This window comes from Methanobrevibacter sp. AbM4, assembly GCF_000404165.1.
Taxonomy (GTDB): Archaea; Methanobacteriota; Methanobacteria; order Methanobacteriales; family Methanobacteriaceae; genus Methanarmilla; species Methanarmilla boviskoreani.
Map to the genome: position 1 here is coordinate 739,427 of NC_021355.1, position 25,574 is coordinate 765,000.

General features: G+C 26.3%; 20 protein-coding genes (1 of these 20 cut by a window edge). 18 read left to right on the forward strand and 2 right to left on the reverse strand.

What is annotated here, in order from left to right; all coding sequences use genetic code 11:
• Positions 1-1,043: 1,043 nt before the first annotated feature.
• The gene (locus tag ABM4_RS09105) at positions 1,044-1,139 is read right to left on the reverse strand and encodes a hypothetical protein (protein WP_369751284.1); all 96 of its coding nucleotides are present in this window, start codon (positions 1,137-1,139) and stop codon (positions 1,044-1,046) included.
• Between the two features lie 381 nt (positions 1,140-1,520).
• Here ABM4_RS09105 and ABM4_RS03005 point away from each other — a divergent pair, with 381 nt between their 5' ends.
• From ABM4_RS03005 to ABM4_RS03085, 17 genes are all read left to right on the forward strand, one after another.
• A complete protein-coding gene (locus ABM4_RS03005; protein WP_016358201.1) occupies positions 1,521-2,549 on the forward strand; it encodes a DUF354 domain-containing protein in 1,029 nt (342 codons plus the stop codon).
• Between the two features lie 423 nt (positions 2,550-2,972).
• A complete protein-coding gene (locus ABM4_RS03010) occupies positions 2,973-4,052 on the forward strand; it encodes an acyltransferase (RefSeq protein WP_016358202.1) in 1,080 nt (359 codons plus the stop codon).
• Positions 4,053-4,423: 371 nt separating this feature from the next.
• Positions 4,424-5,506: a hypothetical protein gene (locus ABM4_RS03015; RefSeq protein ID WP_048201011.1), complete on the forward strand. Its 1,083-nt coding sequence runs from the start codon at positions 4,424-4,426 to the stop codon at positions 5,504-5,506.
• Positions 5,507-5,814: 308 nt separating this feature from the next.
• Entirely contained in the window at positions 5,815-6,282 is a 468-nt protein-coding gene (locus tag ABM4_RS03020) for a DUF1890 domain-containing protein (RefSeq protein ID WP_016358204.1), read from the forward strand.
• 16 nt (positions 6,283-6,298) lie between these two features.
• On the forward strand, positions 6,299-6,613 hold the full coding sequence (locus tag ABM4_RS03025) for a DUF1894 domain-containing protein (RefSeq protein ID WP_016358205.1): 315 nt from the start codon (positions 6,299-6,301) through the stop codon (positions 6,611-6,613).
• A gap of 113 nt (positions 6,614-6,726) precedes the next feature.
• A complete protein-coding gene (locus ABM4_RS03030) occupies positions 6,727-7,692 on the forward strand; it encodes a methionine synthase (RefSeq protein WP_016358206.1) in 966 nt (321 codons plus the stop codon).
• A gap of 449 nt (positions 7,693-8,141) precedes the next feature.
• Positions 8,142-9,527 (forward strand): MFS transporter, encoded by a 1,386-nt coding sequence (locus ABM4_RS03035; protein WP_016358207.1) that lies wholly within the window; start codon positions 8,142-8,144, stop codon positions 9,525-9,527.
• A gap of 156 nt (positions 9,528-9,683) precedes the next feature.
• Positions 9,684-10,094, forward strand: coding sequence for a hypothetical protein (locus ABM4_RS03040; protein ID WP_016358208.1), 411 nt, complete (start codon positions 9,684-9,686; stop codon positions 10,092-10,094).
• A gap of 122 nt (positions 10,095-10,216) precedes the next feature.
• Positions 10,217-10,936 (forward strand): thymidylate synthase, encoded by a 720-nt coding sequence (locus tag ABM4_RS03045; RefSeq protein WP_016358209.1) that lies wholly within the window; start codon positions 10,217-10,219, stop codon positions 10,934-10,936.
• Between the two features lie 21 nt (positions 10,937-10,957).
• Positions 10,958-11,305: a VOC family protein gene (locus tag ABM4_RS03050; protein ID WP_016358210.1), complete on the forward strand. Its 348-nt coding sequence runs from the start codon at positions 10,958-10,960 to the stop codon at positions 11,303-11,305.
• Positions 11,306-11,437: 132 nt separating this feature from the next.
• Positions 11,438-12,193, forward strand: coding sequence for a precorrin-4 C(11)-methyltransferase (cobM, locus tag ABM4_RS03055; RefSeq protein WP_016358211.1), 756 nt, complete (start codon positions 11,438-11,440; stop codon positions 12,191-12,193).
• Between the two features lie 267 nt (positions 12,194-12,460).
• Complete coding sequence (locus ABM4_RS08740; RefSeq protein WP_052312812.1) at positions 12,461-13,795, forward strand: DUF2142 domain-containing protein; 1,335 nt, start codon at positions 12,461-12,463, stop codon at positions 13,793-13,795.
• A 595-nt stretch (positions 13,796-14,390) separates the two neighbouring features.
• Complete coding sequence (locus ABM4_RS03065; protein WP_232216528.1) at positions 14,391-16,358, forward strand: cation-translocating P-type ATPase; 1,968 nt, start codon at positions 14,391-14,393, stop codon at positions 16,356-16,358.
• A 533-nt stretch (positions 16,359-16,891) separates the two neighbouring features.
• Complete coding sequence (gene cfbA / locus ABM4_RS03070) at positions 16,892-17,350, forward strand: sirohydrochlorin nickelochelatase (protein ID WP_016358214.1); 459 nt, start codon at positions 16,892-16,894, stop codon at positions 17,348-17,350.
• A 546-nt stretch (positions 17,351-17,896) separates the two neighbouring features.
• Positions 17,897-18,820: a sirohydrochlorin nickelochelatase gene (cfbA, locus tag ABM4_RS03075; RefSeq protein ID WP_016358215.1), complete on the forward strand. Its 924-nt coding sequence runs from the start codon at positions 17,897-17,899 to the stop codon at positions 18,818-18,820.
• A gap of 184 nt (positions 18,821-19,004) precedes the next feature.
• Positions 19,005-19,466: a hypothetical protein gene (locus ABM4_RS03080; protein ID WP_016358216.1), complete on the forward strand. Its 462-nt coding sequence runs from the start codon at positions 19,005-19,007 to the stop codon at positions 19,464-19,466.
• The gene (locus ABM4_RS03085) at positions 19,438-19,965 is read left to right on the forward strand and encodes a hypothetical protein (RefSeq protein WP_016358217.1); all 528 of its coding nucleotides are present in this window, start codon (positions 19,438-19,440) and stop codon (positions 19,963-19,965) included. Before ABM4_RS03080 ends, ABM4_RS03085 begins: the two co-directional genes overlap by 29 nt.
• A gap of 293 nt (positions 19,966-20,258) precedes the next feature.
• On the opposite strand, the gene ABM4_RS03090 is transcribed toward ABM4_RS03085, so the two are convergent.
• Complete coding sequence (locus tag ABM4_RS03090; protein ID WP_016358218.1) at positions 20,259-21,275, reverse strand: cell wall biosynthesis protein phospho-N-acetylmuramoyl-pentapeptide-transferase family; 1,017 nt, start codon at positions 21,273-21,275, stop codon at positions 20,259-20,261.
• Positions 21,276-21,959: 684 nt separating this feature from the next.
• Between ABM4_RS03090 and ABM4_RS08745 the strand changes: the two genes are divergently transcribed.
• Positions 21,960-25,574 carry the 5' portion of a C1 family peptidase gene (locus tag ABM4_RS08745; protein ID WP_016358219.1) on the forward strand. The gene runs 561 nt beyond the window's last position, so the window shows 3,615 of its 4,176 coding nt (coding positions 1-3,615); it begins with the start codon at positions 21,960-21,962; its stop codon lies beyond the right edge, outside the window.

Consider the following 25,574-nt stretch of genomic DNA (forward strand, 5'->3'; position numbering starts at 1 on the left):
TTAAATATTCCATTTTCAATGAATTTTTTTTAATTTTATTTCATATCTGATCTTCTAATAATAAATTAAACTTATATTATTATTATTATTATTATTATTATTTGATTTAATAATTTATTTCATGATTTTTTATTAAAAAAATTTAGGTATACCTAAACCTTTATATACTAGTTCGGTCTAAGTATTATGTAAGAAATTTAGGTACACCTAAAAATTATATTTTTATAATTTTTCCAGATTGATTATTCTTTGTTACTTGGGATATTTATCATAGGTATCCTCCTTAGTATTATAACTTAATATATAATAATTAATGTCATATTATCTCTTAAATACAACCTAAATTTCTTATAAACACAAAAAAGGATTAAAAGTTTAAATGTTAGCCCCTTAATACCTATTTTTTCTCCATCTTTTAATCCTTTTTCTCAACCACAATGTCATTTTTTTTATATTTTAAAAATTAATATTAGCCTTTAGATTTAAATGATGGTTTTCAATATTTCCCATTTTTTCTTTAGAACTTATTTTTATGGTTAATTTAATAAAGTGTGAAAATATTGAAAATAGGTTTTAAAACTTTTCTATTTGAGCTTATTTTTAGATTATGTCTTTTGGTTTTTATTTATTTTCAAAAATTTTTTACAAAAAAAATTTAGGTATACCTAAACATTTATATACTAGTTTAATCTAAGTATTATACAAAAAGTTTAGGCATACCTAAAAATCACATTGCCTTAAAAAATTTCTCTCTTGAGATTAAAAAGAGGTTTAAGTTTTCATTACACGAAATGTTATCTGCCAAAAAATGGTATTATGCTTAAAATTTCTTATAAACACCTGGATCAAAAGTCGAAAAAAATATAGCCTTAAATCACACTCTTAAAAAAATTAGAAACTAGACTTTTGATTCAAAGGAGTTTAACTTTTTTTTACATTTTGGTTTTTTTTTAAGATAAATTAAATAAGGTTTGGATATTATTGTTTTTAGTGTATATGATTTTTTAAAAGATAATATTGTCTAATGGGCTATTTTAATAGATTTATGGTTCAGATTCAATATCAGTTTTTTCCAGTTTAAATATTACAGGTCTTAGACCATCATTACAACAGACAATAGCAACACCTGGTTCTCTTATCCAATCATTATAATAGAATTATTCCTCACCTGCACCATGTGAAAGTGCAAATACATGTTGGTATATTGTTTCCAAGCTTCATCACAGAAACCTTCTGGCTTAGCATAATCTCCGTGGAAAACATCACCCTCATTTAACATAGGGCACGTTGTAAAATTTTCAACACCATACTCATCAGCTAAATCTTTTTGTAATGTGGTTTATAGTTCACTGTTATTTTAACTTTTTTCATAATTTTCCCCTCATGATAATTAAATTATTCATTTTACTTTTTTGTTAATAAATTTTTAAAAATTTATACATTTTATTAATTAAATTTAAATCATAAATTGTTTTAATATGTTACTACAAATTATAACTCAATAATATAAGGTTGATTTTATGAAATTTTGGATTGATATTACAAATGCACCTCATGTAAGGTTCTTTAAAGATGTAATTAACTATCTTAAAAGTGAGGGTGAGGATGTAATTGTAACTACAAGGGATTTTGGAGATATCCATAAACTAATGGATATGTATAATTTGGATTATATCTCAATTGGTCATCATGGTGTTTCATTATATGAAAAACTTAAGACATCAACTGACAGGATTGATGAGATGATAGATGTTGTTGCAGGCGAAAATATTGATGTTGCAATTAGCAAGCATTCAATTGAACTTCCAAGAATTGCCTATGGTCTTGGAATTCCAAGTTTATATGTGTTAGATAATGAACATGCTACAGCAGCAAATAAATTGACACTTCCATTATGTAACAAGATTATATCACCTAAAGTTATTGACATGTGGAAATTAATGGAATATGGTGCAGATCCAAATACCATTATTCGTTACAATGGTACAAGTGAATTAATGCATTTTAAAAATTTCAAATATAACGAGAATATCTTTGAAGATTTAAACCTTGATTTGCCATTTGATAAAACCATTTTTATGCGTCCGGAACCTTCACTTGCATCTTATCTCGACGCTGATTGCAATAAGTCTGTTTTGACACCTATTGTAGAAGAACTTAATGAATATGCAAATATTCTAATTCTTCCAAGATTTGCAAAACAGGCAGATATATTTGAGGATATGGAGAATGTTACTATACTTGAACCACCTGTAGATACATCAAGTATAATCAAAAGAAGCGATCTTGTAATTGGGGCTGGTGGAACTATGAACAGGGAAGCAGCTATTCTACAAACTCCGGTAATTTCATGTTATCCGGGTAAAACTTTATCTGTAGATCAATATTATATTGATAACGGTTTAATGTATAGATCTATTGAAACAAGGGATGTAATATCTCATGCATTGAACTTCCTTAATAATCCTCATGAAAAGATACAGATCAATCATGATGATTTATTTAAAATTATCATTGACAATATCTATGAACTTGCAAAATCTAATTAATATTTTAATTAGATTTATTCAATCTAATTTTACTTGATACTTATATATTTTTTCTAATTTGAGAATTCTTATTAAATTTTTTATTAAGCAATACTTAAAATGATTTTTTAGATATTGAATTTCTTTTTTTTGAAAAATCTATAATTTCTATTAATTTTAATTGTTTCTGTGTTTCAATTTTAATATTTTATTTTTAATAGAATTTTTTAGATATTTTTATTAAAATGTTTATAATCTTTATTATAGATTTTAAAAATACTTTTCTTTTTATATTTTTTCGATTTAAAATATTTATTTTGCTCATTTTTAAGTTTTTAACTCTTATTTTTTAATTTGAAAAAATATATTAATGATTAGCTAAAAAATAATTATAATTATTAATTTTATAATAAATTTTTTTATTACATATGTTGGGGGTTTTTTTTGAATATTGTCAACAATTCTAAAAAGAGAATTTTGTATTTGGATTCGCTAAGGGCTTTTGCAATTATTTGTGTTGTTCTTATGCATGTAACCACACATTTTAATGTAAATTATTCAAGTTTCTTTTTATCTTCATCAATTAAAGCATTTATACGAGTAGGTATTCCTATTTTTTTCATGATAAGTGGTACACTTCTTATAGGTAAATCTAATGAGAATTTTTTAAGTAAACGATTTAGCCGTATTTTAAAGCCATTTATCTTTTGGGTGTTTATTTATTTTATCTGTGAAATATTATTTTTTAATGGTGACTTTACATTAGATTATTTTTTAAGTATATTATTTGTTAGACCGTTATCTACTTCACATTTTTGGTTTATTTATTGTTTATTAGGTGGATATTTATTAATTCCTATTGTTAATGGATTTTTAAATTCTGAAAAAGAAAAAGGTTTTAATTATTTATTTATTTTACTTATAATATTTACAATTATATCTTCTTTAGATCAATTTCTTAAATTAAATTTTAGTAGAATTAGTGTATTTATAACTTATTTACCTTTTGGTTTAACTCCTATGTTCTATTTCTTAGTAGGATATTATTTGGATAATAAAGATTTTAATATTTCTAGGGGTAAATTGATTTTAATAAGTTTAATTTTAATATTAATTGGATATGTTTTAGAATTACAATATATAACATCTAATAATAATGGTTTTGGTTTTCCACAGGCAAAATTCTTATTAAATTATCATTTAATAATAGAATCTATTGGAGTATTCATTTTCTTCAAATACTTTGATTTGACTTTAATAAGTAGTAAACTTAATTCATTAAGTAATAGTAGATTAATTCCAATTGTTAGAAATATAAGTGGATGTAGTTTTGGTATTTATTTTGTTCATTATGTGATAATCAAATATTTATTTGAAAAAGGACATTTGTTCTACCAATTTACTGTTGGTAAGGCATATCTTTGGATACCAATTACTTTCTTAGTAATATTCCTGATTAGTTGGTTTATTATTTATCTTATGAGTAAGATTCCAATTTTAAAAATAGGAAGTGGTTTTAAATAGAATTATTTTTTAATTTTATTTTAACTAATCTCTTTTCAATCTTAATTTTTCAAAAAATAATTATTCTTTTAAAAATAACTTTTTTTTATTGAAAAATCAATACTTTTAATAATTATTAAAACATAGATTTATTGTATAAAAATTTTATAATACTATGATAATATTTTATAAATAATTATTAAAATCAATTCTTTAATTATCTTATAAAATATTATTTTAATAAATCTTTAAAATAAAAGGATTATTGATTATTTATTCGTTTCGGGACTTTTTAATAATCTATATTTATTTAATTGATTTTATTTTTGAGTTATTAATTTTTTTATTAATAACTATATATTTAAAAAATTATTCTACTGTGATAAAATATGATGTTATTAATTGCGCAAAATCATTTACAACTTATTGTTGAGGTAGCATTGATTTTAATTGCCTCAATGATATTTATTATTAATTTAGTTCCTTTATCACTTAGTGTAGTTACATTTTTATCTTTATTCTTATCTGGAGCATTTATGTTACTTTTTGCTGCAGATTTATTTATGCTGTTTCTATCATTTGGGCAGAATGAGTTTACTCACCCATTTGGTCCAATTGCTCTTGCATGTGTAATTACAGCATTAGCATCGATGAAGGTAATGGAAGAGTCGGGCGTAAATGTTAAAGGTCTTAAAAAACTAGTCTATGCAATAATTGTTGGAATAACCTTATTTGGGGGAATGATGCACAGATCTTTCCTTATACTTTGGATTGTAGGTTTATTTATAGGTTATACTATTATATCAAAATCTTTCAGGCAAAAATCAGTATTCACCTTAAAAAGAATTCTATTGGTTATAGGTGTTATCATTGTCGCATTCGGATCACTTCAATTATTATCCATGGTTTTAAATATGCCTATTTTCTCACCTTTACTAAGGATTGCAAGGATTGAAACTTATTCTGGTAGTAGTTTACAAACTGTACTCAGTAGTACAGAATTAATAGGACATAATACTAATGCCTCATATTGGAGTAATTCAACTGCAACAGGATTTGCAGAGGGTTATATATCTTTACCAATGCAATTTATCCTCTTCTTTGGTTTACCATTCCCAATGTTCTTTGGAACACTTGTAAATCAGAAAGATACTATTGATTACATGTTAAGTGGTATTTTTGGATATGCATTTGATTTCGGATATTTAGGTTTAATTGGCCTTATAGCATTTGTATTAATAGTTACAATTTTAGGACTTAAAATATTAACAATCTATAGAGAAAAAAGGGAGAAAAGTAATAAGAAATATTTAGGAAGAGAAGTACTTTTAATTGGTTGTCTTTCCGCATTTATCTCTCAAGCTTTAGTTGGTTGTTTCATATTTAACAGGTCTATTAATGGATTAGCATTGCTGGCATTTTTAGTATTGGCGGCATTGGTTTTAGGACATACTGTAACTGTTAAAAGACATTAATCATTTAATGTCTTAATTTCAATTTTTTTATATTTTTTTAGTTTTTATCTTGTTTTGGCTTTTTTTAGGGTTTTTTGATTATTTTTAAGTTTTTAATAGATTAGTATCTGTTTTATTATAAATTTTTCATGCTTTTTTAGTTTCTGGCTTTTTTTGGGTTTTGTTTTAGGGTTTTTGATTATTTTTTAAGTTTTTAATAAATTAGTATCTGTTTTATAAAAATCTTTATACTTAATAAAAATCAAAATTTAAATAGTATAAATATATTATTAATAATAATATAATCAAATTTTAAGGGATGTTTAAATATGAAAGCATTATTATTATTAGGTTGTCCTGAGGTTCCTTCACAAACACCTATGGCAATCTATGCAATTAGCCAGTTAAATGATATGGGATATGAGGTAACTGTTTCTTCAAACCCTGCAGCTGCAAAACTTTTAAAGGTATCTGATCCTAAAAACTGTTATCCTCACAAGAATGTAAACATTGATAGGTTTTTAGAGGATGCAGGTGCTAAGGATTTTGATTTAGTATTAGGTTTTGTACATAAGGACTCTGCTGCAACTTACTTTATTACATATTGTTCTGTTATGAATTATAAAAAAGCAATTGCTCTTGTATTTCAAAGGGATGCTTCTTTGGTGGAGGATTACTCTAAAATGGTATCAGAGAATACCGATGCCGAGGTTGTATCATGTATAGCATATCATAATCCAAATCCTATTAAGGTTAACTTAAATAAAGCATTAAAAAATTTAAAACAAGATAATTAGAAAGGGGTGTTGTTAAATGTCATTCTGTCTAGATACATATCTTCAACAATCTGAAGATTATAAAATATTACTTTCACAATCCGGATTTAAGGATTGTGCTAAAGCTGTAGAAGATAACTCAAAAGAAATTGTCCATATAAATCCTGGAGATAAAGTTTTAGGTATTAGAATTATTGGAGTTCCACCAATACCAGTTGGAATTAATCCAGATAAAAAAACAGTTTGTATAACATATACAAAACCATGTAATGGAACTTCAGCTATTGAACTTCCTGTTTCAGATGAGGAAATTAACGATATTTTAATGAAGAATATTGATTACAAACATTAATTAGAATTCTATTTCCAATTAGTTTGGATAATCGTATTTTATAAAAGATTTAAAGTATAAAAGATATCAATTCATTAAGTAATAACTGTAAAACTTTATAAATGAGGTGAATTATGCTAACTACTGTTGTTGGAAGTTTTCCACATAAATTATACAGTCCATCAACATTTTCCGAGAAGATAAAAAATACTCTTGGTCAATTTGATCCTTATAAAAAAACTATTAGGGATATAGTATTTGATGAACTTAAGGCAGGGGTGGATATTGTTGCAGATGGTGGTGTAAGAGAGATGAATATGATTAACTATTTCTCTAGATATATGCCTGGAATGAAGATTGATGGTAAGACAACTGTAATTAAATCTAAAATCTTGTCTCCTCATACAGATATTACAATCAATGATATTAACACAGCCTGCGATGCGATTTGGGAGTATAAGAGATTACATAACATTCCTGATGAGGAATTTAAAAATAAGGCTGTTAAAGGAGTTGTAACTGGTCCGTCAACAATGATCTATTCATCAATGATTGAGTCCTTTTATAAGAATAAAGATGATGCAGTTTTAGATTATGCTAAGGCTTTTAATAGGGAGTTACTTGCTATTGAAAAGAAAACCCCTGCGGTTTATATCCAGATTGATGAACCAATCTTGTCCACAGGTATTGCGGATTTGGATGTTGCCAAAGAGGCTATCGATATAATGACAGAGGGAGTTAAGATTCCTATTGCAGTCCATTCCTGTGGTAGTGTTAAGGATACCTATAGATATTTGGCGAAGTTTAACGTTGATATGCTTGATTTTGAGTTTGCGGGAAATCATGATAATTTTGTAACAATAAAACATAATAAATCTAAATTTAAAGATAAGATTATTGGTTTTGGCTGTGTAGACTCTGCAATAGATCAGGTTGATGATAAATATAGGACCCGTGAATTAATGCACAAGGCTGTAGATGTTTTTGGAGAGGATAATTTAATCTTTGATCCTGATTGTGGACTTGGTAAGTTATCCCATGATAATGCATTTAGAAAATTAGAACTTATGTGTAATTTAAATAATGAATTTGATGATTAATTCATTATATTAATTTTAATTTTTAGTTTGTAATTTAATGATTTTAATTTAAATCCATTTTTGTATTGATATTAATTTTCAGGTTGTCTATTTTTTAATAATTTTAATCGTCGTCTTTTTTTTAAATTTTTCTCTATTCTATGGTTATTTTTATATTGTTTTATTTAATTTTAATTGTATTTGTTTTTTAAAGTTTATATGCTATTGTTTTTTAGTTTTTTATTTATTTTGTGGTTGTCTTTGTTTTATTTTATTTAATTTTCTTTATCTTTTCTTTTCAATATTTCCTGACCTTTTAAATATTATTTAATTAGGGAAAGTTCTTTTAAATTTTTTCTCTTTCTAACATTTATCTAATTAAATAAAAACTCTTATGAACTTTATTATTTTTTTAGATTACTACAAAAATATTATAATATCTGTTAAATATAATATTATTAGGTGTTTAAATGAGTGAGAAAAATAGTAGGGTTAATAAAAATATTGTACTGATTACAGCAACATTTGCTTCATTTTTAGTACCTTTCATGACCTCATCTGTAAATATAGCTCTTCCAACTATTGCCCAGGATTTATCAGTTGATGCAATTAATCTAAGTTGGATTACAACTAGTTTTTTATTAACTTCTGCTATGTTTGCAGTTCCATTTGCAAAGGTAGCTGATATTTATGGTATGAAAAGAATTTTTAAATATGGTATTATTATATTTGTTTTATCATCATTAGCAGCTGCATTTTCAAATTCTGTAAATTTGATATTGTTATTTAGATGTATTCAAGGATTTGGAGCATCTATGTTATTTGTCACTTCCCTTGCCATGATTGTTTCAATATTTCCTAAAAATGAAAGAGGTAAAGCAATTGGAATCAATGTTTCTGCGGTTTATTTGGGGCTTATATGTGGTCCTGTTATAGGCGGATTCTTAAACCATTTTCTTGGTTGGAGAAGTATTTTTATATTTGCGGTAATTGTAGGGTTAATCTCTCTACTATTGGTTATAACCGAACTTAGGGATTATGAATGGGCCGAGACAACAGAGGACTCTATTGATTATAAAGGCTCAATCTTATATATGTTGATGCTTGCTTTGGTCCTTTTAGGATTTTCAAATATCTCAGAGCTAATTGGAATAATACTATTGGTTTTAGGTATAGTCTTACTTTTAGTATTCATTTATCTTGAGTTAAGGGTTGATAGTCCTATTTTGGAGATGAAACTATTCTTTAATAACAGGTGTTTTGCATTTTCAAATCTAGCAACATTAATTAGTTTTGCAAGTATGTATTCCGTTACATTTCTATTAAGCTTGTATCTACAATATATTAAAGGTTATACATCATCTAATGCAGGTTTGATAATGTGTGTTCAAACGGTTTTGATGTTGATAATCTCACCAATATCCGGTAGGTTATCTGATAGATATGATCCCGGTAAAATATCCTCTTTAGGTATGTGTATTATTTCACTTTCAACTATAATGCTTGCTTTAATTGACGCTAATTCAAGTCTTATTTATATCATTGTAACCTTGGCTATCTTGGGTATTGGTATAGGTATATTTTCAGCACCAAATACAACGGCTATCATGTCTTCCGTTGAAAGAAAATTTTATGGTGTTGCCTCTGCGTCAGTTAGTACAATGAGGCTTGTCGGTCAAACATCTGGAATGGCAATATGTTTACTTGCCTTTTCATTGTTTATAGGTTCCAATCAGATATTGCCTAACAAGTATCCTGCATTGATAACAAGTCTTAGATTTGTATTTGCAATATCCTTTATATTAAGCATCTTTGCTATTTTCGCATCACTTGCAAGATCTGATGTTAAAGAATAATTTTATTTTTTTTTAAAATTTTTTTATGGCTGGAAAAATTGTTTTTTGAGAACTTTTATAAGTTGAGGTTTTTATAGCTGAAAATTTGTTTTTCAAGAACTTTTATAAATAACTATTATAATAATTTTTAGATAAGTTTAATAAATCTGTGATAATATGGATGATTATTTTAATATAGATGAATGGCAAAATTGGGTAGATAAATCATTTCACATGTTTAATGGAATTATAGAAGGTGGAAGAATCGGATTTCTATTGGAAGGGTTTGATGATTCCATGATTCTTTTAACGAAAGGTGTAAATAATGTTGATGTTTCTTTAGTTAATGGATTGACTGACGTTTCTTTAGATAAATCGCATGCAGATATTATTTTTAAAGTTTATCCCTCAGATGTTGAAGATTTACTTGAGGATTATGACTTTGAAATATTTAATGAGTTACTTGAAAAGGAGTATATCCGTTTGTATAATCTTTTAGATGTTGAAGAACTTGATTATAATGGTTATGAACATTTCCTATCAAGACTTGGATTTTATATAAATGGAGGTCCCTATTGTGGAATATAATTCATTTTAAACTATTTTTTTATAAATTTTTAAATAACAACTTATTTTTAAAAGATTTAATAAATACTATAATAATTAAGACATTTTTTTAAAATTACTATTAAAATTGGGATTAGGATATTATGGTTTATAAAGTTGACAATAAAGAGATAGCAGACTGCTGGGAAGATTTAGTTAATCTGGTTTATACTAATGGTCATTTTGTTAATGATGAACGTGGAAGTAAAACCAAAGAATTGTTAAATGTTGTAACACGTATTAGAAATCCTTTAGGTATTCAAAGTGGAGGATTTTTTGGTTTAGGTAAAGAATATACTTCAATTGAAAATATCCGGTTTCCTGAAGGTTATTTCTGGGCAGGAGATAGGATTAAAACCTATGCAAATCAATTTTTAAGTCGTGAAAATCCTGGTTTTGTATATACTTATGGTAACCGTCTTAGAAATCATGAGGAGTATCTATCTGATGAGGAGGATGATGAGGGTTTTACAGGTATAGATCAGATTCAGGTTGCCATAGACAGATTAAAAAACTGCAGGGAATCACGTAGAGCTACATCTGTTACTTGGGATCCTCATTTAGATACTGTTCATGATGAGGTGCCATGTTTAATTCTAGTGGATTTTAAAATTAGGGATGATAAATTATATACTACTGGTGTTTGGAGATCCCATGATATTTATGGTGCATGGTTTGCAAATGCTGTAGGTCTTAGCTATCTTACACAGTATGTTGCAGATGAGGTAGGAGCAGATATTGGTTCTGTTACAATTCACAGTATCAGTGCTCATATTTATGAAACTGATTTTGATGATGCGGAAAGACGTTCCAACATTAACTAAACTATTTAAAGAGGCAGTAATATGAAAATTAAATACAGTACTATAATTGTAGATGATATGGATAAATCTGTGGAATTCTATAAACTTCTTGGATTTAATGTTCATCAGGTTTTTAATCTTCCAAATGATAATAAAATAACATTAATGGAATCCAAGGGAGAAACCATGATTGAGCTTATAGATAATGGTGATGAGGCAGGACTATTTTCTGTAGGCATGGAAGTTGAGGACATCAATAAAGAAATTGAAGACTTAAAATCTAAAGGTGTTGAATTTTTCCTAGGCCCTACTAAAATTAGTGTAGGATATTTGGCTATGTGTAAAGATCCTAATGGTGCTACAATCGTTTTAATTCAACATACAGATTAAACTTATTCTTATCTTTAAAAATTAAAATTATTATTTTCTTAAATCTTAACGAATTTTAAAGATAATTTTTAAATTAATATAAACAAATATATGATTAATTAAATTAAATACTCAAAATTTAATGTGATAATTATGGATGGTAAAGTTGTTTTTATAGGAGCAGGTCCTGGTGATGTGGAACTTTTAACACTCAAGGGATATAAAATTATAAAAAAGGCAGATGTAATCATTTATGCAGGTTCACTTGTTAATCCTAAAATCTTGGACTATAATGAAAATGATGCCAAAATTTATAATAGTGCATCTATGGATTTAAATGAAACTACCGAAGCTATTAAAAATGCATGTGGTGAAGGTAAATTAGTTGCAAGAGTTCACACTGGTGATCCGTCAATTTATGGTGCTATTGCAGAGCAAATTCGTGAACTTAAAAAATTGGATATTGACTATGAGATTATTCCAGGTGTAAGTTCTGTATTTGGTAGTGCAGCGGCACTTGAGGCAGAGTTAACATTGCCTGAAATCTCTCAAACCGTTATTATTACCCGTCCTGAAGGCAGAACACCTAAACCAAAAGGTGAAAGTTTGGCTAGCCTATCAAAACATCATGCTACGATGTGTATTTTTTTAGGAGTGGGAATGATTGATAAAGTGGTTGAGGAATTGTTAGTTGGTTATGAGGAGGATACTCCAATTGCAGTTGTTAAAAAAGCAACCTGGCCAGATCAAGAAATTATTAGAGGCACTCTCAAGGATATAGTATCTAAAGTTAAGGATGCAAATATTACAAAAACTGCCATGATAATTGTTGGTGATGCTTTAGGAGATACTGATTTTAATCCTTCTAAACTATATGATAAAAACTTCAAACATGAATTCAGACATTAATCTTTTTTATTATAGGATAATAATTTAATTTTATATTTTTTAAATAATAAAATAAGGGGGAATTATATTAAGTTAAGTAAAATTGAATTCTTTGATGATATGTCAAAAATTAAATGGTTTATATTTATTTATGCTCTGTTTTTGATTGTTTATATTTCAACAAGTAAGTTTACTTTTAAAGAGTCATTTCTTGAATTGATTCTTTTAATTATTATTGGAAGTTTTTTATTATTTATATTTAGTAAAAGGGATTTACCGATACATAAAATGGCATTGATTACTATAATTTTCTTTGGTCTTTTATGTGTATTTTTCACACCAATTATAAGTGCCCCTGATGAATATGAACATTTTACACGTGCTGAATTAACTTCAAAAGGAGAATTTTTTCCTAAATATGTTGATCATCCAGCTAATATAATAACACATAAAGATTTTGTAACTATTAAATCTGTAGGGGTTTTGGCTAATAAAAATCAGGAAAAAATGAAATTTAAAAGTAAGTTTGTGATGAAATATGTAAATGATACAAGATGGGATGATTTAAAGATAGATTATACTCCTTATTATGTTAATGCTGCTTTTAATCAAAATCCTTTTTATGGGTATATACCTCAGGCAATTGGAATAGATATTGCTAAGGGGTTAAATTTAACTAATATTTGGATGATATGGATTGGAAGAATATGTAATTTAATATTTTATGGATTATTATGTGCATATGCTATTAAAAAAGCACCAATATATAAAAATGCGTTATTTGTAGCTGCATGTCTACCATTAAGTATATTTTTGGCTGCATCTTTAAGTATAGATCCTATAATAAATGCATTATCTTTTTTAACAATAGCATATTTCTTATATATGTATAAACAGGCGGATAATAGTTTAACGTGGAAAAATATTTTAATATTTGCTGTTATTTCATTGTTATGTGCTTTTACTAAGGTATCATTACTTGCTTTATCATTATTAATATTTTTGATACCTAAATCTAAATTTAAAAATCAGAAGACAAATATTGGAAGAATTTTTGGTTTTTTAATTACATTTTCATGTACGGCTATTTGGTTAAAATTATATGCTTTAAATGGTTTAATTCAATCACCTAGATATAATTTTAATTTAAACACACATTATCAATTGTTATTTATTAAAAGTCATTTTACAAGTTATCTAATTACAATTACTAAACCAAGTTTATATTATTCATTAATCTTTATTAAAGTTGGATTCTTTAGATATGTTCCGAGGGTTTTTGTAATATTATTTATAATTTTCTTTGTATTGTACTGTTTAAATTATCCTCAAAAAGAAAAATTAAAAAATTTTTCAAGAATTGGATTATTTATTATAAGTGTAATTTTGGTATTAGGTACTGTAACAATTTTATACTTAACAAATAATAAAATTGGAGCTAATAATGTTTCTGGTGTACAATTTAGATATTTTATACCTATTATTCCATTAATGCCAATGATATTTAATATAACTAAAAATAATATAACTACAAATAAAACTAAATTATTGTTTTATACTATAAACCTTGCATTTATTGCAGAAGTAATAATGGCAATAATTCTTAGATTTTTTTATCATTAAAGGATAAATTAATTATATTTATCTTTTTTGTTGTAAATTGCTTAAATGAGAATAAATAAAAATAAGTTGATTTATTTTGTTAATTTCATAGATTTAATAATCATTTAAAAATTTACTATAATATTTAAAAATTATTATTTTTTGATATATTTCAATGTGTATTACTTTTATTATTTTCTAATTATTTTTTTATTTTATTTTTTTTCATTTTTATCTTTAATTTTTTCTTTTACTTTATAATTCTGATTTATTTTTAAATTATCTAATTTATGTTTTGATTTTTATTAATTAAACTGTTCATATTATTTTTTCAATATTTTATCAATTTAACTTTAATAATTTTCATCATAATTCAAATAAACTTTATATATTATATTAAACTATTATTATATGATTTAATTAAATTTATTGAGTTAATTGTTATTGATTTAAATTAAAAACAATTTAATTTTAATAGTTTTTAATTTAATAATATTTTAAAATTTTATATCTAATTTGGGCCAATATATTAAGTTTAATTTATTTTAATTAAATTTTACTTTAATAAATTCATGTTTTTATAAACTTTATTTGAATCTAAATATGCTGGTTAATTTTGGATATATTAATGTTTGCAGTGATTAAAATGGAACTTAAAGAATTAATAATAGATGAATATAATAGAAATGGGTTATTCATTGTTATTTCAATTTTATCATTAATATTAGGTTATTTTGAATTCAATTTTTATTTTATAAATCTATCTTGGATTGCAATATTACTGTGCGGATTGCCTATAATAAAAGATGCAATCTTGGGGTTAATTGTAGATCATGATATTAAAGCAGATGTTCTTGTATCAATGGGTATAATCTCTTCAATACTTATTGGTGAAGTATTTGCTGCAGGAGTAATTTCTGTAATCATGGCTATCGGCGGATTTTTAGAAGAGTATACTGTCAATAAAACAGAAAAGGGAATTGAAGAGATATATGATTTGAATCCCTTGAATGCCAGAATTATATTGGATTATTCTAAAACCACTGAGAAGGAAGTACTTACGGATACCGAAGTGGTTAAAGTCAAAGATATAATTAAGGTGTTACCCGGTGAACAGATACCTGTAGACGGAAGGATCATTGAAGGTCACAGTTCTGTAGATGAATCTGCATTAACTGGTGAAAGTATTGCAAAGGATAAAAAGGTTAATTCTCCGGTTTATAGTGGAACAATAAATACCTATGGTAGTTTTTATATGGAGGCTACCAAGGAAGGAAAGGACAGTTCTATTCAAAAACTTATTAATCTTATTGAAGAGGCTAAACCTGAAAATGCCCATGTTGTAAGACAGGCCGATAAATGGGCTACTTGGATCGTGGTAATTGCATTTGTATTGGCTATTTCCACCTGGTTTATAACAGGTGAGGTTATTCGTGCTGTAACAATACTTGTTGTATTCTGTCCATGTGGTCTGGTTCTTGCAACCCCAACTGCAATTGTAGGTGCAAGCGGAAATCTTACGAAGTTTGGTATTCTTGTAAGAAATGGTGAGACAATTGAAAAATTATCAAAGGTTAAAGATATTGCATTTGATAAAACAGGAACCCTAACCTATGGAAAGCCTAAGGTTGTTAATATTATACCTGAGGATAACATCTCACAGGAGGAATTTATTCAGTTGGTGGCATCTGTTGAGAAAAACTCAGAGCATCCACTTGCAAAAGCAATAATCAATAAATTCGAAGAGGATTTTAACGGAGATTATTTAAAAACTAAGGACTTTAAAATGGTTTTAAGTGAAGGTGTTGAAGCCAGAATTGATAAGGACAATGAGGATATGGAAATATTTGTTGGTAAAAAAGAATTTATTTCAAATCATGTTTCTGTTTCTGAAAACAGTCAAATAAGTAAGTTTGAGGAAAATGGCTCAACTATCATATATGCATCAAGTGAAAATCGGTTTTTGGGTTCCATTGTTTTATTGGATGTTTTAAGGGAGGATTCCAAGATTGTTATATCCCAGTTAAATGGAGAAAACATTAACTCATTAATGCTTACAGGAGACAATGAAAAGACAGCAAATTATATTGCATCCCAACTTGACCTTAATGATTTTAAGGCAAACTGCATGCCTGAGGATAAGATCAACACAATTACTTCCTATCAAAAGTCTAATAAAATGATTGCAATGGTAGGTGACGGTATTAATGATGGACCTGCACTTAAAAAGGCAGATGTTGGTATTGCAATGGGTGGTGTTGGTAGTGATATAACCATTGAGGCATCTGATATTACTTTTGTAAGTGATGATATCAGATATATTCCACATCTTTTCGATGTTTCTAAAAAAACAATGGAGAAGATCAATGTTAACATCTTTTTATCATTAGCCATTAACTTCACGGCTATGTTTTTAGCAATGTTCGGATTAATAGGTCCTGTTGCAGGTGCTTTAATTCACAATATCGGTTCTGTAATTGTTGTTATTAACTCATCTTTATTATTAAATTATAAGATTACAGATAAAGATTTCTCATTAATTAATAATAATGGAATATCTAAAGAGTTTAGTAAATCAAAATAGTTATCTATTTATTAAATTCCTTCTCTTTATCTTTATTTTCCAAATTTCCATATTTTTTAATATTCTAGGAATTTTATTATTTTAATTTAGTTTATAATCTATTTATAATAATCATTATTTTTATTATTTTTTAATTTTGTTCATTTAATAATACTTGTTATTGGTTTTAATTTGTTTGTCTTTTATTATTCTATTTTGACTGTTTAATATTTTGTTTTTGTGGTTTTAATTTGTATTGTCTTTTATTATTCTATTTTGACTGTTTAATATTTTGTTTTTGTGGTTTTAATTTGTATTGTCTTTTATTCTAATTTGGAGCAATATTACTTTTTAACAGGTTTTAATATTTTTTCACTTTACATATTCTTTATTTAAATTAAATTTAATTAAGGAAAAATTTAATAAAGATTAAAGAATAATATAAACTTATTAAAATTCAATTGATTAAATAATTAATAAATTTTTTATTTAGTTTATCTGATTTTGATAATATTAGTTAACTATATAGAAATAATAAATTCATAAGTGATATAATGTGTGATAATAAAACTGGAATCTTACTTCTTTCTCATGGAAGTAGATTAGATGATGGGGAAAGAGTTATAAACAACTATAAAGATTTTTATTTAAAAAATAATCCTGATGCTAATGTTGAAGTTGGATTTATGGAAATTAGAAAACCAAGTATTCCTGAAGCATTTGAAAGTTTAAAAGCAAAGGGAGATTTAGATAAGATAATTGTTGTTCCTGTTTTTGTTGCAAATGGAGTACATACTAAGAAGGATATTCCAAAAATATTGGGTTTAAATGATTCTGATGAGGGGGATGATGAACATCACCATCACCATCATTCTGGTGAGGATGAGCATCACCACCATCACCATGATGTAGAAAAGGTAGATTTTGATGGTGAAATTATTTTAACAGATCCATTAGGATTTGATGAGAGAATTTCGGATATTATCAATGATAGAATTGAAGATGCTTTATAATTTTTAAGCATTATCCTTTAATATTCTATTTTATCTCTATTTTTTTTAAATATTCATTTATTCTTTTTATTTTAAGTTAGTAATTTTTAAATGACTATAATTTTATCTTTTACTTATTTTTTGATTTTTTTATGATTTTATGTTTTAAGTTTACCTTTTCATTTTTACTTAAATTCCTTATAATCATTTTTTTATATTCATTTTTTTAATTTTTATAAAGCTTTTTTGATTAAAATTCTTTTTAATTTTCATTTTTTTATTATTTTTTCCCTTATTTTTTTAGTTTTAGTAATACTTTTAGGTTTCTATATCTAAAATAATATAATAAACTTTATTAACTATTATAATCTAATTTAATAGTATAATTATATTATTTAATAATTTTTATTATAATTTTATTACTTTTCATTTCATATTAATTTTTTTTTCAATTGCTCTGGAATAGATAAGATGTTCTATTATTCCTTGGATGTTTAAGAATTAACCTCGGTTTTTTTTAATTGGAATAAAGTGTAATATGGATGATTAAAGATTTTTTGTGGTATTATGAGTGATGAAAGTAATGTTGCTGTTTTATTAATAAGTCATGGAAGTAGTCTCCCTTATGGGGAAGAAGTTTTTAATGAAATTTGTGAGAAATTCAAATCTCTATCTAAATTAGATGCAGAGGTAGGGTATATGAAGGTTTCACATCCTACATTAAAAGAGGCAGTAAGTAATTTAAAAGAATGTAATCCTGGTCTTAAACGTATAATAGCTATTCCTGTATTTTTAGCTAATGGAATTCATACTAATATTGATATTCCAACAATTTTAGGTTTAAATCCTAAAGAGGTAGATCCTAGACAACCTGATGGTAATTATCCTAAAGGACATTATCTTTATGGACTTGAAGATATTGACTTTGATGGAGATTTGGAATTGCTTGATGCAATTGGACCTAATCCTAAGTTATTGAAGATTATAAACAATCGTATTTCTAGTGGACTTAAAGAGTCAAAGTTAGATGATGATTCAAAAACAGGTGTTTTACTTGTCTCTCATGGTAGTAGATTAAATTATAATTATGAATTTATATCAAATTTATTTAATCAATTTAAAGAACAAACTGAGTATCCTTGTGATTTTGGTTTTATGGAGCTTGTAGAGCCAAACATTCCTAGTTCCATTAATAATTTAACTAAAAATAATGATATTGACAGGCTTATAGTTGTTCCAATTTTTATTGCTCCAGGTGTTCACACAACAAGGGATATTCCTACAATATTGTCCTTAATTGATAGTGACGAATCAGAACATCACCACCATCACCATCATGATGGTGAAGGTCATAGCCATTCACATTCTCACAGTCATGGTCATGGTGATGAGAAGGTCGAATTTGATGGGGAAATATTATATCCAGACCCAATTGGTTCCGATGATATATTAATTGAAATTTTATGGGATAAAGTTAAAGAAGTCTTATAAAATTCTTTTAAATATCTTATCTTTTTTTTATTGTAGGTATATTCTAGTTTAAATTCTTATTTAAGTTAAAAATTTATTTCTTTTTTTTAATTAATTATTTATTTTAGTAAAATATTTTAAATCCAGTAAAATTTTTAGATTAAATTTTAAAAAAGATTTATATTATATTTAATTACTAATATTTATGAAATTTAGATTGTTTTCAGATAATATTGGAGTAATATCCATCGATTTTTTATTTTCATATGCAGTTTTAATAATTATTATTGTAGTTTTATTGTCATTTGTTTATTCGAATTTGGGAAATATTAATTCTGAAGAGCAGAATCTTGAGGAACGTTTGATATTGGATTCTTTATCGGATTCTATTAATTCTGTAAGTTTAAATAAGGTAGGTTATTCAAGGAAAATAAGTTTAAAGGGGGATGTTCAGGGATATCCTTACACTGTGCAGGTATATAACAATCATTTAATATTATATGATAAATTCAATTCTTTGGAATCAATAATAATCCCGGTGAATATTAAAACTTTCACTGGAACAACCGCATATAGTTTTAGACTAGACTCTGGATCTACTTATCTTTTAACTAATGTTGAAGAGGGAAACAGTACCTATGTTAGATTTAGAAAACTTAAATCCTAGATTCTCAGAGTCATATGGACAATTATCTGTGGAATATGTTTTTATTTTAGTTATTTCTATGATTGTCATATTCTCTACTTATTCCATTATAATAAATGAGAATGAAATTAATGTAGCTATGGAAGCAGCAAAAAGTGGAGCTAATGAAGGGGCATTAGTTGATGGTATGGCTGTCTATACTAATAATGAGTATTATACGGTTTACTTGGATAAAAAATTAACTCATACAAAATACATTCAAATAGTAGATATCAGCTATTCGTATAATGGTTTCAATCCTCAGTTACAAAGACCTGAAATAGATATTCAGGTAACTGCATTGTCAAATGCTGATTTAACTAATGAGGAGAAATCAAGATTATCCCAAAAAATCAATACACGTATAAGGCGCTCTATAATATATACATTCAATACCTTGAATTATACTAGCGCTCCTAGTTATGATACCTGTTACTCTGATAATTATTGTTTTCTAACTAAGGATGTAATATGGGTTTAATTTCGAGCTTTTTTATAATATGGTAAATTGATTGTTAAAAATAAGTATTTTTTCATATTCTTTTTATTTAGGTTTTTTTAATAAATGGATTGGATTATTATATTTAATTCATTTAGATTAAATAGGGTTTTTTTTAATCTTTTTATGTTTTTTATAGAAGAATAGATTGAATTATTTTATATTTAATTTATTAAAAAATAAAATTAATCTTTTTATTTTAAAAATAGGGTTTATATTTGATTCATTTAAAAAAAATAAATCATTAAATTTTAGTAAATAAAAATCAAGATAATTTATATATAATATAAATGATCTTTTAATATTAATATATGTTCTAATGATTCGTTTCCTGTCATTATAGGCATATATATCGCTACTAAAATTCCGATTATACCAAATATTATACCAATACCCCATATCATTTTAACAGCAGTTTCCTCTTTAATAGGACGTTTTAAAACTAATCTAATCAATGATTTGAATCCTTTTTTAGGTCTTACCAATTCCTCATTTTCATTTATCTGGGTTGGTTTTTGTTCGGATCTATTCATGAATCCTGCACTGTAAAATTTAAGACATGCGTCAATAATATTTGGTAACATAATAATGAATGCTACAAGTTTTATTCTTCCAATTAATGCAATGGCAGCTATTGTTGCACCAATAATGAGGGTTCCAGTATCTCCTGGAAATACTTTTGCAGGTGGTTTATTGAAGTGTAAGAATGCTATAAGAGCTCCAAGTAAACTCATACTTAAGATAGTTACGTCGTATTTTCCAAGAATTATACATGCTATTGTAAGTGAGGTCATGGATATAATACCAAGACCAGACTCCATTCCATTTAATCCGGCAAGCATATTTGTAAGGTTACTTGCTATAGATACAATAATAGGTATTGCAATGAGATATAAAATTCCAACTCCTGGAGGTGCAATCCAAATAAGTGGTAGGCCTGCTAAAAATAACAGTACTAATTTTTCCATAGATTTTAATGCTAGAATATCGTCCACCATTCCGATCATACCAACGAGAAGTATAACAACTAGAACAACAGATAATTCAAATGTTAAATCCGGATGTAATAAAATTCCTACAAAAATACCTAAAATAAAACCAAATAATATTCCAAGTCCACCCATCTCTGCAACTAAAGGTTTCGTACTTTTATGTATGTCTTTACCTACAATATTAGCTTTTTTAAGTCTTTTAATTAAATGCGGCATCATCCATCTGGTTAATATTAAAGAAACTAAACCACAAATAATCGCAACAGCAGTTAGTGGAATTCTTGCCGTTATAATATTCATTTATTTTTTCACCTTTAATGATTATAAGATAACTCCTTTTTTTAATATATATTATTATATGATAATTAATATTTTTATTGATTAAGTATTCGATTTCCTATTTGACTTTATTATTTTTTTTAAACATTATAAGATTTTAAAAAGTAAAAATAGGGTATTTCTCTTAAATTTTTGATTTAATATGAAAATTCTCTCTATTTATATATTAAATGGTTTTAAAATTGATTTTAAAATTAATTGTCCAAAAACTGTATTATTATTAAATTTTAATGGTTTCAATTTCAATAATCTATTGAATTAAGAAAATTATTTGTTTTAAACTTATGTATTTTTTAACATTCGATAATTTGAATATGTATTAATTTCTATTATATTTTATTCTACTAATGATTTAATTTTATTTTTTCGGGTTTTTTTAGGTATTTAATCTTTTTTAATAGATTCTAACTATAATTAACTAGTTTTTTTAAATTATTAAATTTTTAATTTCTTTCTCGTAAAATAAAATCGATATGTATTTATATAATGTTTTTTTAATTTATTTATATAGAAATTAATATTTTAAGAATTTAATTTGTATAATTTTTTAATTAGTTTTTATATTCTGTATAAAGATTTTTATCAAAGTTATTCAGTTAATTAAAATATTATTTTTTATTATATACAATTAAAAGTTGATTTTATATGAAAATTCAAAGAAATAAGATTTATCTTTTATTATTGTTTTTTTCAATAATGATTATATCTGTTTCAGCAGTTTCTGCAGGGGATATTAATGATAATTCTACTGTAGATTCTCAAATTAGTGATAATTCTGAGACTAATCTTTCTGTTTCTGGTTCTACTAATAATTCGGAGGATATTCTTGATCAATCTCGAAATATTTCAGATGATTTGGGAGTAACTGATAACGATTCAGATAGTCAATATTCAAAAACAGTATACTTTGATTCAAATGTTTTGGAGGATACTGGTGATGGAACTATTAACAGTCCATATAAAACAATAACCAGTACTAGAATTAATGGAAACTTAGCTATTATTACAAATGGTAATTATGTTATTTCAGGTAATTTTTACTTAACATCTCCTACAAAAATAGTTGGTTCAGCTACTTTGGATACAATCTTAAAGTTTTCAGGTAATACTGTTAGATCAGATAATTATTTAAAACTTGTAAATTTAACTGTATCTAATGTAAATTTCTATAATCGTGGTGAATTCTTTGCATATAATGTTCTTTTTGCAAATACTACAGATTATAGTGATAACAATTTTGGTGGGGTAATCTATTCCATTGGTGATGTAGGTATATACAATTCTACTTTCCTTTCATTAGGCTCAGAATATGGTGGAGCTATTTACCAAACATTAGGAAATCTTGAGATTGTAAATTCAACATTTATTAATATCTCCTCTTCCAACTTTGGAGGAGCAATTGCAATAAATGCCTCAAATTTAAAAATTTCCAATTCTCAATTTAATAATGTAGTAAGTACCGGTGATGCTGGTGCTGCTATTTACTCCACATGTTCTAATATTGTCATTGATCAAACTAGTTTTACAAATTGTAGCTCAACTTTTGGTACAATTTGTCAACTTGAAGGTAATCTTAATATTTCTAATTCAAACTTCACAAATAACTCTGCTAAATATTATGGTGGAGCTATTTACGATATGTATGGTCCTATAGATGTTACAAATTGTAGATTCTTTTATAATACTGCATTAAATGGTGGTGCTATATCTATAGATAATACTACTGCATCAATTAAAAATTCAAAATTCAAGAATAATAATGCGACTTACTATGGTGGCGCAATATATGCATGTATAGTCAAGGAATTTATTAGTTCTAATAATGAATTTGAAGATAATTATGCATTAGTAAACAATACTATCTATAATATTACTGAAGTTCCTATGTATTATGGTAATCAGAATTATACTATAATTGTAATGGATAATACTACAATAAATGGTTCATTACCATCAAAATTTGATTTAAGGGATTATGGTTATGTAACTCCTATTAAAGATCAGGCTTATGGTGGAAATTGTTGGGCATTTGCAATATTATCTGCTTTAGAATCAAATATTCTTAAAGCTAATGGTCAAACTTATGATTTTTCTGAGGAAAATATGAAAAATCTTATGGCTTATTATTCTGATTATGGATGGATATATTATGGAATTAAAGTTACACCAAATGATGGTGGAATAGATAATATGGCTATCGGATACCTTGTAAGTTGGTTAGGTCCAATATCTGAGGATTTAGATCCTTATGATGATTACAGTGGTATTTCTGCAGCATTAAATTCAAGTTTAGTCCATGTTCAAAATGTATACTTTATTCCTGCAAGAGAAAACTATTTGGATAATGATAAGATTAAAAGTGCTATTGTAAATTATGGTGTAGTTTCAACTTCAATGTATTATAGTTCCTATTATTTAACTGGTAATTCATATTATTACTCAGGTACTCCAGGCTCTAACCATGCAGTTTCTATTGTTGGTTGGGATGACAATTATTCTGCAAGTAATTTCGGATATTATTCCCATCCTGCTGGTAATGGTGCATGGATAGTTAAAAATAGTTGGGGTGAATCCTGGGGAGATGACGGTTACTTCTATGTTTCATATTATGATACTGCATTTGCCAGAGTAGGAACTCAGGATACCTATGTATTTATCTTAAATGATACAGCTAGATATAATAAGATCTATCAATATGATATGAGTGGTTATACAGACTGGTTTGTAACTTCAAGATCTTCAATCTGGTATGAGAATATATTCAAGGCTGTAGGTAATGATACATTAGCAGCATTTTCCACATACTTTGAAAATGCAGACACTAACTATGAAGTTTATGTGTTAGTTAATAATCAAACAGTTTCCAGTCAATCAGGTACTGTTTCTGTTCCAGGATATTCAACTATTCACTTAGATAATCCTGTAATGCTTCATGAAGGGGACAATTTTACAATAAGAATTAAACTATCTGGAAGTGGAAATGTTAACTTTCCTATTATTGAAAATTCTACTGTAAGAGTAAACCTTAGGGAAAATGTTTCATACTTTAGTTTTGATGGCTCTAATTGGGTTGATTTATCAACTTATGTCAATAGTGGTGATAGTTCTACAGACGGCCATTATTATTCAGGTCAAACAGCATGTATTAAAGCATTTACAGTTGGAAATCTTAAATCCACTGTCATTGCCAATGATGTTCTAATGAACTATAATGATGGTACAAAATTAGCCATTCAAGTTTTAGATGAGAATAATCGGCCACTTGCAAATAATTATGTTGATATTTCCATGGATGATATAAATTATTACAGGTTAACTGATTCCAATGGTTATGTTTATTTTGATTTAAATCAAAATCCTGGAATTTATTCTGTAAATATTAGATTTAACGGTAATCTTGATTACAGTCCCAGTATTAAGAATGTTACTGTATCTATTAGGCCTAAAATTAATATAAATGCTAGTTCAGTTGTTAAATATTATGGAGATGATAGTAATCTTATAATTAGTTTAACTTATGAGAATGGCACTCCTGTTACTAGTCAGGAAGTATTAGTTAATATTAGTTCTAATCATTATACTCTTATAACTAATGAATATGGAATTGCTGTTTTAAATATTACAGATAAAATCGGTAGTTATAATGCATTAATATACTTGGATAATCAGTCAATTTATTACTATTATGATAATCCCGTAAATGTTACAATTGAAGTATTAGTAAATCCAGTTAATCTTGAGGTTTCTGATTTAGTTAAATACTATAAGGACTCTTCTAGTTTAATCATTACTTTAACAGATAAGGATGGAAAACCTGTATCTGGTGAAAATATATATCTTACTATTAATGGTACAAATTATATTGTTGTAAGTAATGAAAATGGCACTGCTTTATTAAATCTTAATAATACTCCAGGTAATTATGTTGGAACTGTATATATTAATAATAGTAATTACTATGCAAATCCAGTTAATTTTAGTCTAATGGTTTTAAAAGGTAAAGTTGCAATTAATGAATCTGATCTTGTAATGTCATATAAAGATGGTTCCAGATTTGGAGCTACTTTCTTAGATAATGAAGGTAATCCCTTATCTAATTTAGGTGTTGTCTTTGAGGTCTGTGGTAAAAATTATACTAGAACTACAGATGATGACGGTTATGCAAGTTTGGCTATTAATTTAAATGTAGGTAATTATACTGTGAATACATTTGTTAATGATGGTTATTTTGAATTTATCTCAGCATCAAATAATGTTGTT

Bases quoted from the DNA above. Each gene is read 5' to 3' on its own strand.
- ABM4_RS03005 (WP_016358201.1), top strand. From the start codon at position 1,521: ATGAAATTTTGGATTGATATTACAAATGCACCTCATGTAAGGTTCTTT.
- ABM4_RS03015 (WP_048201011.1), top strand. From the start codon at position 4,424: ATGTTATTAATTGCGCAAAATCATTTACAACTTATTGTTGAGGTAGCA.
- ABM4_RS03020 (WP_016358204.1), top strand. From the start codon at position 5,815: ATGAAAGCATTATTATTATTAGGTTGTCCTGAGGTTCCTTCACAAACA.
- ABM4_RS03025 (WP_016358205.1), top strand. From the start codon at position 6,299: ATGTCATTCTGTCTAGATACATATCTTCAACAATCTGAAGATTATAAA.
- ABM4_RS03030 (WP_016358206.1), top strand. From the start codon at position 6,727: ATGCTAACTACTGTTGTTGGAAGTTTTCCACATAAATTATACAGTCCA.
- ABM4_RS03035 (WP_016358207.1), top strand. From the start codon at position 8,142: ATGAGTGAGAAAAATAGTAGGGTTAATAAAAATATTGTACTGATTACA.
- ABM4_RS03040 (WP_016358208.1), top strand. From the start codon at position 9,684: ATGGATGATTATTTTAATATAGATGAATGGCAAAATTGGGTAGATAAA.
- ABM4_RS03045 (WP_016358209.1), top strand. From the start codon at position 10,217: ATGGTTTATAAAGTTGACAATAAAGAGATAGCAGACTGCTGGGAAGAT.
- ABM4_RS03050 (WP_016358210.1), top strand. From the start codon at position 10,958: ATGAAAATTAAATACAGTACTATAATTGTAGATGATATGGATAAATCT.
- cobM (WP_016358211.1), top strand. From the start codon at position 11,438: ATGGATGGTAAAGTTGTTTTTATAGGAGCAGGTCCTGGTGATGTGGAA.
- ABM4_RS08740 (WP_052312812.1), top strand. From the start codon at position 12,461: ATGGCATTGATTACTATAATTTTCTTTGGTCTTTTATGTGTATTTTTC.
- cfbA (WP_016358214.1), top strand. From the start codon at position 16,892: ATGTGTGATAATAAAACTGGAATCTTACTTCTTTCTCATGGAAGTAGA.
- cfbA (WP_016358215.1), top strand. From the start codon at position 17,897: ATGAGTGATGAAAGTAATGTTGCTGTTTTATTAATAAGTCATGGAAGT.
- ABM4_RS03080 (WP_016358216.1), top strand. From the start codon at position 19,005: ATGAAATTTAGATTGTTTTCAGATAATATTGGAGTAATATCCATCGAT.
- ABM4_RS03085 (WP_016358217.1), top strand. From the start codon at position 19,438: ATGTTAGATTTAGAAAACTTAAATCCTAGATTCTCAGAGTCATATGGA.
- ABM4_RS03090 (WP_016358218.1), bottom strand. From the start codon at position 21,275: ATGAATATTATAACGGCAAGAATTCCACTAACTGCTGTTGCGATTATT.